The organism is Paenibacillus sp. 598K (assembly GCF_003851045.1).
GTDB lineage: Bacteria > Bacillota > Bacilli > Paenibacillales > Paenibacillaceae > Paenibacillus_D.
This window is the reverse complement of record NZ_BFBX01000071.1, coordinates 79,609-92,812: the sequence shown is the minus strand read 5'-3', so window position 1 is coordinate 92,812 and position 13,204 is coordinate 79,609. Positions and strand designations below refer to the sequence as shown.

The 13,204-nt window shown below is 58.3% G+C and carries 10 protein-coding genes; 2 read left to right on the top strand and 8 right to left on the bottom strand.

Annotation, left to right across the window (positions count from 1 at the left end; genetic code table 11):
- Window positions 1–50: 50 nt before the first annotated feature.
- Window positions 51–821: a MerR family transcriptional regulator gene (locus PA598K_RS20725; protein WP_128658795.1), complete on the bottom strand. Its 771-nt coding sequence runs from the start codon at window positions 819–821 to the stop codon at window positions 51–53.
- A 197-nt stretch (window positions 822–1,018) separates the two neighbouring features.
- On the opposite strand from PA598K_RS20725, the gene PA598K_RS20720 reads away from it, so the two are divergent.
- Window positions 1,019–1,486 (top strand): hypothetical protein, encoded by a 468-nt coding sequence (locus tag PA598K_RS20720; protein WP_128658794.1) that lies wholly within the window; start codon window positions 1,019–1,021, stop codon window positions 1,484–1,486.
- 326 nt (window positions 1,487–1,812) lie between these two features.
- On the opposite strand, the gene katA is transcribed toward PA598K_RS20720, so the two are convergent.
- The 7 genes from katA to htpX form a co-directional block, all read right to left on the bottom strand.
- Window positions 1,813–3,264, bottom strand: coding sequence for a catalase KatA (gene katA / locus PA598K_RS20715; protein ID WP_128658793.1), 1,452 nt, complete (start codon window positions 3,262–3,264; stop codon window positions 1,813–1,815).
- A gap of 154 nt (window positions 3,265–3,418) precedes the next feature.
- Entirely contained in the window at window positions 3,419–4,534 is a 1,116-nt protein-coding gene (locus PA598K_RS20710) for a stalk domain-containing protein (protein ID WP_128658792.1), read from the bottom strand.
- Window positions 4,535–4,561: 27 nt separating this feature from the next.
- A complete protein-coding gene (locus PA598K_RS20705; protein ID WP_128658791.1) occupies window positions 4,562–5,806 on the bottom strand; it encodes a WD40/YVTN/BNR-like repeat-containing protein in 1,245 nt (414 codons plus the stop codon).
- 199 nt (window positions 5,807–6,005) lie between these two features.
- A complete protein-coding gene (locus tag PA598K_RS20700; RefSeq protein ID WP_128658790.1) occupies window positions 6,006–6,764 on the bottom strand; it encodes a hypothetical protein in 759 nt (252 codons plus the stop codon).
- A gap of 5 nt (window positions 6,765–6,769) precedes the next feature.
- Window positions 6,770–7,036, bottom strand: coding sequence for an autorepressor SdpR family transcription factor (locus tag PA598K_RS20695; protein ID WP_128658816.1), 267 nt, complete (start codon window positions 7,034–7,036; stop codon window positions 6,770–6,772).
- 163 nt (window positions 7,037–7,199) lie between these two features.
- On the bottom strand, window positions 7,200–8,936 hold the full coding sequence (locus PA598K_RS20690) for a methyl-accepting chemotaxis protein (RefSeq protein WP_185602133.1): 1,737 nt from the start codon (window positions 8,934–8,936) through the stop codon (window positions 7,200–7,202).
- Between the two features lie 221 nt (window positions 8,937–9,157).
- Window positions 9,158–10,042 (bottom strand): protease HtpX, encoded by an 885-nt coding sequence (htpX, locus tag PA598K_RS20685; RefSeq protein WP_128658788.1) that lies wholly within the window; start codon window positions 10,040–10,042, stop codon window positions 9,158–9,160.
- 242 nt (window positions 10,043–10,284) lie between these two features.
- Between htpX and PA598K_RS20680 the strand changes: the two genes are divergently transcribed.
- Window positions 10,285–13,179, top strand: coding sequence for a family 78 glycoside hydrolase catalytic domain (locus PA598K_RS20680; RefSeq protein ID WP_128658787.1), 2,895 nt, complete (start codon window positions 10,285–10,287; stop codon window positions 13,177–13,179).
- Window positions 13,180–13,204 lie beyond the last annotated feature (25 nt).

Below are 13,204 nucleotides of genomic sequence, written 5' to 3'. Positions count from 1 at the left end.
GAAAAACCCTGAGGCCAAATGCGGCATCAGGGCGAGTGGATCAATGGGTCTTAAGCGTTGTCGGTGACGCCGGTGTAGATGAGAATGGCATCCCGAAGGAACTGAGCGGTCCCTGGCTGGTCCTTGTCATAATAGGCGGTGAAGCGCTCGTCCTCGACATACATCCGTGCTACGCCGGCATGCGCTTCCTTGGTGTATTGGCCCCAGTAGCCGCTAAGCCATTGCCGATGCAGGTCGGCGGCGCGCTGCGCCAGCTCGGAGGCAGGGTCGCCCGCAGCGACTGCTTGCGCGAGCGTCTCGTTTAATTCGGCGTTCAGTCGTTCATGAGCCTCGTGCTGCTCCGGCGTCATGTTCAGGAGCGCCAGATTGGCGCGATCGACCCTTTTTTCGCCGTATTTGGCACGGATTTCCTCGCCGTATTTACGCTCGTTTTCGGCGATCATTTCTTGTTTGAAGCCTTCGAATTTTTGCTGATCGGTCATAGTCATTCTTCCTTCCTGTTGGGCTATCGTATGCTCTACGGTATGGATGAGCAGATCCAGTTGCTTGCGTTTGGCCAGCAGTTGTTTGTGATGCGTCTGCAGCGCCTGCCGCCCGTCAAAGGATGGGGAGGTGACGATCGACTTGATCTCCTCCAGGGGCAGACCAAGCTCGCGGTAAAACAAAATTTGCTGCAGTAAATCGACCTCGGCTTGTCCATAGATCCGGTATCCCGATGTGTTGACGCGGAGCGGCTTGAGCAAATCGATCTCATCGTAATAACGCAGCGTGCGGGTGCTGATGCCGGCCAGTCGCCCCAGCTTTTGCACGGTGTATTCCATGGGCTACGCCTCCTTGCTTGCTGTGCACAGCAGCTTTGTTGTCGGCTGCAACTGTAGTCTACACCTTTACGCAACGTCAATGTCAAGCGGTTATATTTACGTTGACCGTTAGTGTTACGCAAGGTAATATTTGGGGTAATGGCTATGGGGACAATCGTATCCCGCGATATGGACAGCTATAGAGGAGGAGTAGGGTCATGGAGGAAGAGAACAAAGTTGCGATGCCGATCCTTGGCGCGCTTGTGGCAGCGCTGGTAGGCGGGGCGTTGTGGGCGACCGTGACGGTGATGAGCGAGCGGGAGTGGGGGCTTGTAGCCTGGGCGATCGGCGGGTTGACCGGCTATGCCGTCGGATTTCTGGCAGATCGCCGGGCGACGCAGCTGCATCAGATCATCGCTGTTGTCGCCAGCTTGATCGGCATTATGCTGGGCAAGTTTTTTGCCTTCGGCTATATCGTCAATAACGGTATGTCCGGCATGTTCGATTCCTACGTCGTGTCGATGTTTATGGAATTGCTGCCTGAGATGTTCTCGATGTTCGATATTTTGTTCGTGCTGTTCGCGGTCGTGACCGCCTGGCGTCTGCCGGCAGCGATGACGGCTAAGGCGCAGCAGGAACAGACGCCACAGCCCATCACCCCTGTAAATGATCGGGAGAACTTGTAGAGTCAAACGTTGAAGCCTAACACCGCTATCACGCGCGAGCAGTTCGCGCTTTATTCGGGGTTAAGAGCGATTGCACAACGGGCATCGATCCCGCTTCGGTCCAGCACCGAAAAGAAGGCACCGTATCCGCTTGATCAAGCGGGCACGGTGCCTTCTATTTATTATAGTAGCGTAGCGGGTCATTTAGCGGGTCAGAATGTCTGCCGGTCAGCACCGCGAGGGTGCGCGGCCTGAATCGCGTTTCGCGCGACTCCTGACAACGTTCGTTGTAGGAGAACCTGCCTTCGAGCTGGCGCCACGCACCGTCGACCTGCATCGACTCCGGCTTAGGCGGTCGGTGCCTCGAGGCCCAGACCTTCGGCGACCAGTCTGCCGTACTCGGGATCGGCCTTGTAGAAGTGTGCGATCTGCCGCAGCTTGATCTCCTCGCGCTCGACCGGAGCCATCGCCCCGACGATGTTGCGGACGAGACGCTGGCGTTCCTCGGCGCTCATCAGCCGATACAGATCGCCGGCTTGCGTGTAATGGTCGTCAGCGTCATAGGCGACGCTATCTGCGACGCCGTCAACCGCATACGGTGTGGTACGGTCGGCTGGCGATTCCTGCGGTCCGCCGTAGCTGTTGGGTTCATAGTAGACCGAGCCGCCGCCATTGCCATCGGACCGCATCTGCCCGTCGCGCTGGTAATGATGCACCGGCGACTGCGGCCGATTGATCGGCAACGTATTGTGATTGGCGCCTACCCGGTAGCGATGGGCGTCGGAGTAAGCGAACAGCCGACCCTGCAGCATCTTGTCCGGCGACGCTTCGATACCTGGCACGAACGAGCCAGGCGAGAAGGTTGCCTGCTCGACCTCGGCAAAGTAGTTGTCCGGATTGCGGTTCAGCACCATCCGGCCAAGCTCGATGAGCGGATAGTCCTTCTGGGACCAGACCTTGGTCACGTCGAACGGGTCGAAGCGATACGTATCGGCATCGGCCTCCGGCATAATCTGCACATAGAGCTTCCAGGCGGGGAAGTCGCCGGTGTCGATCGCTTTGAACAGATCCTCGATGTGATAGTCCGGCTGCTCGCCGGCCAGCTTGGCCGCCAGCTCGACGTCGAGGTTGCGGATGCCCTGCTCAGTTTTGAAGTGATACTTGACCCAGACGGCTTGACCTTCGGCATTGACCCACTTGAACGTGTGGCTGCCGAAGCCATGCATATGGCGCAGCGTCGCCGGGATGCCGCGGTCAGACATGAGGATGGTCACTTGGTGCAGCGATTCGGGAGAGAGCGACCAGAAGTCCCAGACGGCGTTCGGATTTTTCAGATGGGTCTGGGGATGACGCTTCTGCGTATGGATGAAGTCCGGGAATTTGATAGCATCGCGGATGAAGAAGACGGGCGTATTGTTGCCGACCAGGTCATAATTGCCCTCGTTGGTATAGAACTTGACGGCGAAGCCGCGCGGGTCGCGGACGGTATCCGACGAGCCAAGCTCGCCTGCCACCGTGGAGAAGCGGATAAACATCGGCGTTCGCTTGCCGATCTCGGAGAGGAAGTCGGCTTTCGTATAGCGGCTCAGGTCCTGCGTAACCTCGAAGTAGCCGTGCGCGCCTGCGCCCTTGGCATGGACGACCCGCTCAGGCACACGTTCGCGGTTGAAGTGGGCCAGCTTCTCGAGCAGATGCACGTCCTGGATCAGTGTCGGCCCGCGCCGTCCGGCCGTCATCGAGTGCTGGTTGTCGCCAACCGGGGCGCCCCAGCTTGTCGTTAGTTTGTTCTTTTCGCTCATTGTTGTCCACCTCGCTACAGATTCGTTTGTCTGCTATTTACTATAAACGAAGCCTAATTGAAAATCAATACTAAATTATAATTATTATAAATAAAGAGCCCCATCCAATAAATGACGGGGCCAATGGTTATAAAATAAAACTACCCTCAAACAACTACTTGAACGCCGTGAACGGCACCGGGAACTGCGGGATGCCCTCGGCGTAGGCGGTGTAATCGTAGACGCCGAAGTAGACGACAAGTGCGTCATGCTTCAAGAAAAAGCGCTGCTCAGCAGGATCGATCGAGGTGAATGGCTCCATGAACGTATACGCGCCTGCAGCAAGCTGACGCTCGATCGCGTCGTTGATAATGTCGACATAGTTGGCGTTGCCCTCGGCGGCCTGCTGCAGCGTCAGCTGTTCGCCGGTCGTCAGATCGAAGGTGTATGCGACGCGGTCTGTGATGCCATGCGCGCCGCCGGTATACAGATAATAGTCCACATAAAGGCTAAGCTTGTCTTGCTCGTTATAGGTGATGAGGTACGTCCCGTCAAATGTCGAGGCGGGTACGCTCAGGTCGGGGCTCTCCGCCTCGAGCTGGGCATTGTCCGCTTCGGCAGTCGCGAGATCGCCGGCACCGGCTTCGGCCCGCTCCTCGGCTTGCTGCTTCAGGAAGTCGTTGATGCGCGCTTGCGCCTCGGCGTTGGCATAACCGGAGATCTGCGGATAGTGTACGAGCAGAGACGGCTCGCCCTCGGCGGACTCGATCTTGGCGGTCTCGATCGTCAGGTCGTTCTCGACGATCTTGGTGATGCTGACGGTACGGCTAGGAGCGTCATATCCGATGCCGTAGCCCATCCGTTCGAGCAGGAAGCGCACCGGCATATAAGTCGTGCCGTCCTGGATGATGGGAGGTTCGCCGTACATCGTCTGACCGTTCAGCGTGTAGGTCGTCGCGTAGGTGTCCGAGAGCTCGACGGTCATCGTACGCTTGTTGCCCTCTACGGTAACTACACGTGTGGTCGGACTCCAGTTGGTCGTCAGGCCGAGCTGGTTATTGAGCGAGCGCAGACCGATGTAGGTTGAGCCGTCGACATTGATCGTCGGCAGCTCGACATGTGTGCCGTCGACCGTATAAGCCTGCGTGATGACACGGTGCTGCGTCGTCTCTTGAGCAGCAGCCTGAGGGATTGGCGCAGCCACTAAGGGAACGGAGAGCGCTATGGCAGTAGCCAGGGCAATCACCGGAGTTTTTTTGTTGCGTTTTTTGAAAGGTACGTGTTTCATCATGGGGAAATCATCCTTTCGTTTGTAGGTTCATTCGGACTGACGGTTCGCTTCGAAGGTGTAGACATTCTTCCAGCTTGCCCCGCCGTCATCGGACGTATAGAGGCGGGCAGGCGCATCGGCGTCATTGGTCAACAGCCATACATGGTCGGCATCCGCCGCAGCGATCAGCTGCGTGCCATAGCCTGGCCATGCGTCGTCCAGTTCGGTCCAGGTCGCGCCGCCGTCGGTCGTCTTGCCGACCGAATTGGCGTCGTCGCAAGCCAGGCACTGGCCGCCCATCCAGGCCGTCTGCGGATCGACGACATAGAGCGCGCCCGGTGAGGTGCCGCTGCCTTTAGGTACGTCCGGCTTGTCGCCGATCGCATAACCTGGGGCAGGACCGGATCCTGCTCCGTCGTGGGCGAGCACCGGCAGCCATTTGCCGTCCTGGCCGAGATGGAACAGCGAGTAGGAGGTTTGCGTCATGCCGCTGTCGCCGATCAGTTGCACCCAGGCATCGTCCTTGCCGGCTGAGCGGATCAATGCGCCGTTCAGCGGCGCATCGGAGTCGCGGGACATGACGACATGCCACGATTGACCGCCATCGGTCGTACGGATGATATCAAAGCTGCCCTCGTGTTCGGCCGTTACCGCCCAGCCATGATTCTTGTCATGGAAGTAAGGGGCGCCAACCGTCGATTTGGGCACCGGGAACATCGTCCACGTTTTGCCGCCGTCCACAGTATGCGCATTGTCGCTGAAGCCTTCCTTGGCCGACACGAAGTGGAAAAATTCAGAAAACGGCACCGTGCCTGTCTCCGTCCAGCTCTTGCCGCCGTCTGTACTGTGCATCAGCTTGAGCGGTTGATCGTCGCCGGTGCGCAACGACGCCCACACTTCCCGTTCGTTCAGCGCGAACAGTTGATCAACTGCAAAGCGCGTCTCCAACTGGGTGCGCCATGTCGCGCCGCCGTCGTCGGTTCGTGCGATCCAGCCCTCGCCGCCGATCCAGCCGATCTTGTCATCGGCGAGCCGCAGAGCCGTTACCGGTCCGTGGATGGCATCGTTCTCAGACGCCGCAGCTGACTCGGAGGCCGGTTCGTTACTGGTGGTCGGCTCGTCGTCATTGGATTCGCTGGCCGCAGCAGTCCCGTGACCGATGTCCGGGGTCGACGTTGCGTCACCGACGCCGCTGGAATACCCCTTGTCCGGCCCGCTGACGGCACATCCGGAAGCAGCCAGCGCGACCAAAACAATCAGCAGCGCGCACCAGATTCTCGTTTGCTTGCGCATGGGGGAACACTTCCTCTCTCACTGAATAAGACGGCGCTCAGACGGTTTAGGTTGTATGCTCTGTGACGTCCTCTACGTATCTTTCACCGAATTGGGGGGAATTCAAGCAATAAAAAAAACGGCCCAGGGTGCGCGGGCCTTATAAATGCGGTTGATGTCGAGGGTCAATAGATGGGAGCAAAAAAATGCGAAAAAAATTTTAGCGATTTTTCTTTAGACGAGTCATGAAGAGGAAAGTGGTTGCCCCGATAGCGGCCATGACTGCTATCAATCCGAAGATGGGATAAATGCCCGGGAGGAGGACAGAAAGTCCAACAAGAATGCCGCCGAGCATGAGGCTGCGGGATGCAAAGGAACCGATCTGCTGTTGCAGACGAGGGTCGTCTTTGCGAGAGCCCAAGCCTAAAAGATAAAGCTCTCCCAAAAAATTCAAGCCAAGAAGCTTCATTTTGAGTACCGTTACAACTACAGCCCAGGGCTTATCCTGGTCGGGAGCAGATTTTTTCTGAAGCATACTGCGTTGCAGGCGCGGAAAGTAATTTCCGACGAGCATCAAATAAATCGCAAACATCAGCGCGACAAGCTTAACAACTGTATCCTGGTCGCTCAACGACAGGTTCCCATTCGAAGGCAGCTCCAGCATGAACGCATGGATAACCAACAGGAAGCCCAGTAAAAAAATAAGCCACCAATCGAAAAGTCTTTTTATCCGCTGCATATCAAAATAATTGCGCCCAACGAATGAAGCCAATCGGAACATGGCAAAAATAAAGAGCATGACGAGCGGAATAAAGGCGGCGACAACGGTTTTCTGCGTCATCCAATCTACATCGCTAAACGTGTCCAACCGTTCAGGCAATGCAGGATAGGCCCAAAAGCTCATCCCGATCGTAATCAGAATTAAAGCGAACGGAATCCATAGTCCGCTCCATGCCTGTTGCTGTCTGGCGTTCTCCATACGTATCACTTCTCCTTTTCGGATTGAAAGTTAAGGATCCATTGCAGTACGTCCTGAAAAACAGTGGTGTTCAGCGAATAAATGATAAAATTTGCTTTTCGTTCATCCCATACCAGCTCAGCTTCCTTTAAGATATTGAGATGGCGTGAAATACTCGGCTTGCTCATGTCGAAATGATCGGCGATTTCGCCGGCGGTTAAGTCCTGTTTCTTTAACAGGTCCAATATTTTCCGCCTTGTCGGATCGGCTAAAGCTTTAAATGCTTTGTTAATAGACATCAGCAACCCCGCCTAAAATAATTAATTTCTGTATTTAGCTAATTAGCTAAATACAATATAACATGGACGTTGGCAGATTGTCAAAACGAGGAGCGACAGGAAAGGGCAGCCAGCGTCCATCGTGTGATGAACGAAAGCTGCCCTGAACCTGACCTGTCTACATCTTAAACTTGCCAGCCGTCTCCTTCATCGCGGCAGCCATCTCGTCAAGTCTGGCTGCCGCCGCTGCGATATCCTCCATGACGGCCAACTGCTCCTCGCTGGAGGCTGACACCGATTGGGCGGCGCCAGAGGTGTGAGAGGCGAGTCGCTCCATCTCCTGCAGCGAAGCCGCGATCTGCTGGGAGCTGGCCGACATCTGCTCCGCCGCCGCAGAGGCTTCCTCGACCTGGTGAGCGACGCTGCGCGTCGCCTCCAGGATGCGGCCGAACGCTTCGCCCGTCTCGTGAATCGAGGCCGAGCCGGAGGCGACCTCCTCCTTGCTCAGGCCCATCGAGACGACGGCGCGGTTGATATCCTGGGTGATACTCTCCAGCAGATCGGCGATCTGCCCGGACTGTTGGGCCGATTGCTCAGCGAGCTTGCGGATCTCGGAGGCGACGACGGCGAAGCCTCGGCCATGCTCGCCGGCTCTGGAAGCCTCGATCGCGGCATTAAGCGCGAGCAGGTTGGTCTGGCTGGCGATGCCGGTGATTGCTTCGACGATCCGGCTGATCGAGACGGACCGTTCGCCGAGCTGATTGACGATCCCATCGAGCTCATCGACGGTGCGGCTGACCGAGCTCATCTGTTCCTCGGACCTGCGGATCAGCTGAGCGCCTCGCTCGGCCTGCTCGAGCGTGTCCGTCGAGGATTCGTAAGCCTGCGAGGAGGTGCTGGCGATTCGCTGGATGCCGCCCGCCATCTCTTCCATCGCTCGCGAGCTCTCCTCGATGCTGCTGGCCTGGGTCTCGGCGTTGGCGGATACCTCGGCCACCGCCTGCGAGGTCTGCTGGATCGCGGCCGTCGTCTCGCCGATGATGCCGGAGAGGCTGCGCGATGAGGCCGAGAGCGAGCCGGCGCTCAGCATCTGATTGCCCGCGAGGTCTCTCAGATTGCGCAGCAGATGGTTAAACGAACGGGCCAACACGCCGAGCTCATCCTTGCGCTCGGCGCTGAGCTCCTCGCCGGAGAGGTCGCCGTCCGCCATCTGCTCGGCTCGACGGGACATCGCGACGATCGGTCTGGCGATATGTCGAGAGAACAGATAGACCGTGACCAGACCGGCGACGACGCAGAGGGCCAGCGTCAGCAGCATCTGCTCGAGGATGCGTTCCTGCCCACTCGTAAAGTCGTCCATATAGGAGCTGGCGGAGATGATCCAGCCCCATACCGGTGCCTCTTGTGCATAAGCGACCTTTAGCGCCATTTTGTCCGAGTTCGGCAGTGCAGCCTTATAGTAGAGAATGCCTCCGCCATCGATTCCTGTATCGATAATCCTCTGTATGTAGTTGTCGCTGCTGCCCGCCTGATTCTCGAGCGCATTTTGGCCTTCGATGTTAGGATGAGCGAGCATCTTGCCCTGGGCGTCCAGAGCGAAAAAGTAGCCGTTCGGGCCTAAGTCCAATGCCTTGTTAATCGGACGAGTGCCGTCGCCCTGCAGCGGTCCGAGCAGCATGATGCGGAAGGTTTCCTGAGCTGCCTCAAGGGTGAGCGTTCCGCTCTGGACCGAGCGGTCCAACGCGACCATCGTCTCGATCGCCATATTAACATTGGTTCGGAGTCCGTTTTCGATCAGTTTGTCCGTCTCCTGGCGAGCCGTTTGGTACCCGACAAGCCCCATGACGATGATAGGTACAGTTAGCAGCAAGATGGACATCCACATCAGTTTTTTTCGTATAGTGAGTTTTAGCATGAGCGCTCCCGCCTTTCGACATGATTCGATAGTATGTACATCTTTAAGACTAATACTTTTGAACCAGAAAATCAAAAAAGTGACGTTTCCTGTGATGTTCATCCAACTAATATGTGTCGGAAGTGTGAACGCAGGACTGTCGACGGCGGGACCAGACAACAAAAAAAGCCTTCAAGAGCGAGGGCTCTCAAAGGCTAAAATGACATAATGGCAGGCGTTGCTCAGGATTGGCTAAGTCTGTTGATGCGGTCGTCGAGATCCGGGTGCGAGGAGAACAGCTTCATCGCTTTGGGCGTAGTGCTGATCTTCATCGTGTTGAGCGAGGTCTGGCTCGTGTCGACCTGATTGATCGTCCGCTTCAGCGACTGGAGCGCGTGGATCATCTTGTCCTTGCCGGCATAAGCGGCCGCGCCAGCGTCGGCATGGTACTCGCGGTAACGGGAGAAGGCCATAACGACCAGACTGCCGAGGATCGAGAAGACGATCTGGAAGACGATGATGCAGGCGAAATGTACGATATGACGCATGCTATCACTTTTCACGAGGTTGGAGACAATATATGCAGCGATACGCGACAGGAAGACGACGAAGGTATTGATCACGCCTTGCAGCAGGGTCATCGTCACCATATCGCCGTTGGCGATGTGGGCGATCTCATGGGCGATTACGCCTTCGACGGCCGCATCGTCCATCTGCTCAAGCAAACCGGTGGACAAGGCGACGAGCGAGCGTTTTTTGGTCGGGCCGGTGGCGAAGGCATTGACCTCAGGCGAGTGATAGATACCGACCTCGGGCATATCCGTCAGTCCGGCCGTGCGGCTGATGCGATGGACAGTCTCGACGATCCGACGCTCGTAATCGTTGAGCGGTCCGTCCGGATTAAGCACCTGGACGTTCATTGCCTTTTTGGCCATCCAGCGGGACATAGCAAGCGAGATCAAGGCTCCGGTGAAGCCGATAATCGCGCTGAAGATGAGCAGCGCTGTAAAGTCGATGCCGCCTTCCTCGCGGATGTACCCCTGGATACCGAAGATCGAGAAAATAATGGAAATGGTAGTGATGACCAGGACGTTGGTCAGGATGAACAGCATAATTCGTTTGAACAACCGATATTCCCCCTCCAATGAAAAGTTCGTGTGTGCCACTTCCTGTATCTATAGCTTAGCATTCGCAAGCCGCCGCGTCCAACCGTCAGACGTGAAAAAAACAGGTTTGTCCGCATCTCTTTATTCATATGTCGTGTTTCCCCTATGTATTCGCCAGGTTTGACCTATCTTCTTTCGATTGAACCCGTTTACAATGAAGGGAAGCAAGGTGTGCCTCAATTAATCAAGGGAGTGGAGAATGAATGGAAATGCAGTGGCAGGCCCAGTGGATCTGGGGCGGCGAAGAAGAAAGCCCGCGCAACGAGTGGCGGTGCTTCCGCAGGGTAGTCGACGTGCCGGAAACGGGCTGGCAGGATGCGGAGCTGACGATCACGGCGGATGCAAGGTATCAACTGACGGTGAACGGCGTCCCAGTCGGCAGAGGGCCCGTCCGCTCGTGGCCAGAGGAGCTGGCCTATGATACTCATCGTATCGGCCATCTGCTGGAGCCGGGCAAGCCGGCGACCGTCGCCGTATTCGTCAATCATTACGGTATCACGAACTTCTATTACTTGCTTGGTCGGGCCGGGCTGCTGGCGCAGCTCGATCTGCTGGACGGGGACGGCGGCCGGCAGACGCTGCTCGCAACCGACGCCTCGTGGCGGACCTCGCGCCATCTCGGCTACCATCGTCGCTCGCAGCGGATGTCCTGCCAGCAGGGCTTCGCCGAGTACGTCGATGCGTCCGTCTGGGACGATGCGTGGAAGCAGCCTGCCTATGCAGATGACGCATGGGAGCAGGCGCGCGCGTTAGGGCCGGCGGGCATGGAGCCATGGCCGCGTCTGCAGCCTCGCGATATCCCGCCGCTGACGGAGGAGACGATCTGGCCGGTGCGGGTGGAGTCGCTCAAGCAGGTGCGCTCGCTGAGCTGGTCGACGACGGTGGATATGCGCACGCTCATGGACCCCGAGAGCATCCATCATGCCAATCCTACCGGCCACACCGGCTATGTGGCGACGGTGCTGCACGCCTCGCAGGCTGCCCAGGCGACGCTCGTGTTCACCCATGCCCAAGAGATGTTCCGCGCTTGCTCGATCAACGGTCAGCTTATCGAGGCGTCTGCCTATTACGGGACGGAGCCGGAGAAGCGGGTAGAGGTCGCGCTGCAGGCCGGAGACAATCTGCTGTTGATCGACACCTCGGGCGGCTCGCATGTGGGCAAGCTGCATCTGGGCATCGACTGCGCAGTCGAGCTGGAGATCCGCAGCCCGCTCGACGGCTCGACAGAGGCGCCGCTTACGGCGATCGGTCCGTTCTCGACGACGGTCCATATCGACCATCAGCCCCAGCAGCATCTGGACTTCGAGGACCCGGCCTATACTGAGGTGATCCGCCAGGTCGCGAAGCCGGAGGATCTGGCTGCGCTCGGCTCGCGTGTGCGCCCGATCGATCCGTTGTTCGTCAGCGAGGCGGATGTGCTCAGCCTGTCGATCTATCGGGGAGCGGAGCAGCCGCATCCGGTGCCGGAGCAGCTGCAGCAGCTGGTAATGCCGCACGCGCTGCCTGGCGAGCTGCCGCAATACGAAGGCTGGGATACGGAGATCGTCATCGATTTTGGCAAGGAATGGTCCGGTTATCTGGCCTTCGAGCTCGAGGCGGCCGCAGGCACGGTCATCGATCTGTACGGCTACGAGTACCAGATGGGCGAGTACCGGCAGGATACGTACGGCCTCGACAATACGATCCGGTATGTGTGCAAGGGGGGCAGGCAGCGCTACGAGTCGCCGATCCGCCGCGGCTTCCGCTACGTGATGATGACGGTGCGCGAGGCATCGGCGCCGGTCCGCGTCTACGGCATGCAGGTGATCCAGAGCAACTACCCGGTCGCCGAGGTCGGCAGATTCCAATGCTCCGACGCGCTCCTCAGCGAGATCTGGGAGATCAGCCGCCATACGACGCGTCTGTGCATGGAGGATACGTTCGTCGACTGCCCGGCCTATGAGCAGGTGTTCTGGGTCGGCGACAGCCGCAACGAGGCGCTCGTCAGCAACTATGTATTCGGCGTCACCGATATTATCAAGCGTTGTCTGCGTCTCGTGCCGGGCTCGCGCGGCCAGACGCCGCTCTATGCGGATCAGGTGCCGAGCGGCTGGAGCAGCGTCATCCCGAACTGGACGTTCTTCTGGGCGATCGCTTGTCAGGAGTACTATGACCAGACGGCCGATCTGGACTTTGCGGTCGAGATGTATCCGCATATCGCCTATACGCTGGAGCATTATATGCACTATCTGAACGCCGACGGTCTGCTCGACATCAAGGGCTGGAATCTGCTGGACTGGTCGCCGATGGATCAGCCGGGCGAGGGTGTCGTCACGCATCAGAATATGTTCCTGGCCAAGACGCTGCGCGTCGCCGCCGAGCTGGCGGAGCTGTCCGGCGAGGGCGAGGCTGCGAAGCGGTGGCAGACAGCGGCAGATACGCTCTCGGACGCGATCAACGCGCATCTGTGGGACGAGGAAAAAGAGGCGTATCTCGACTGCATCCATACCGGCGGTCGCCGCTCCGACATCTACAGCATGCAGACGCAGGTCGTGGCGCATCTGACCGGCGTCGCCCAGGGCGAGCGCAGAGAGCGGCTGTCGGGCTACATGCTGACGCCGCCGCGCGAGTTCGTGCAGATCGGATCGCCGTTCATGTCCTTCTTCTATTACGAGACGCTGGCTGCTGGCGGCCAGACGGCGCGCATCCTCGACGATATCCGGGCGAACTTCGGCGAGATGGTACGTTACGACGCGACGACCTGCTGGGAGATGTACCCAAGCTTCCGCGAGAATCGCGCCAATCCCGACATGCTGACGCGCAGTCACTGCCATGCCTGGTCGGCTGCGCCGGCGTACTTCCTCGGCACGCAGGTGCTGGGCGTGCAGCGGACCGCGCCGGGCTGGCAGAGCGCGCTTGTAGCGCCGCAGCCATGCGGGCTTGCCTGGGCGAGGGGATCGGTGCCGCTGCCGGGCCGCGGACGCATCGAGGTCGATTGGAAGCTGACGGGCGAAGCCGGGGACGAGCTGCGGATCAAGGTCAAGCATCCGAAGGATGTCCGTATCGAGGTGAAGCTGCCTGAAGGGTACACTGGCGACATCGAGATGATCGCGATCTGACAGCCAGCCTAGCAGGATGATGCTT

What these genes read in the sequence shown, in the direction of transcription:
- PA598K_RS20725 (WP_128658795.1), bottom strand. Translation starts at nt 821, where the DNA reads ATGGAATACACCGTGCAAAAGCTGGGGCGACTGGCCGGCATCAGCACC.
- PA598K_RS20720 (WP_128658794.1), top strand. Translation starts at nt 1,019, where the DNA reads ATGGAGGAAGAGAACAAAGTTGCGATGCCGATCCTTGGCGCGCTTGTG.
- katA (WP_128658793.1), bottom strand. Translation starts at nt 3,264, where the DNA reads ATGAGCGAAAAGAACAAACTAACGACAAGCTGGGGCGCCCCGGTTGGC.
- PA598K_RS20710 (WP_128658792.1), bottom strand. Translation starts at nt 4,534, where the DNA reads ATGATGAAACACGTACCTTTCAAAAAACGCAACAAAAAAACTCCGGTG.
- PA598K_RS20705 (WP_128658791.1), bottom strand. Translation starts at nt 5,806, where the DNA reads ATGCGCAAGCAAACGAGAATCTGGTGCGCGCTGCTGATTGTTTTGGTC.
- PA598K_RS20700 (WP_128658790.1), bottom strand. Translation starts at nt 6,764, where the DNA reads ATGGAGAACGCCAGACAGCAACAGGCATGGAGCGGACTATGGATTCCG.
- PA598K_RS20690 (WP_185602133.1), bottom strand. Translation starts at nt 8,936, where the DNA reads ATGCTAAAACTCACTATACGAAAAAAACTGATGTGGATGTCCATCTTG.
- PA598K_RS20680 (WP_128658787.1), top strand. Translation starts at nt 10,285, where the DNA reads ATGGAAATGCAGTGGCAGGCCCAGTGGATCTGGGGCGGCGAAGAAGAA.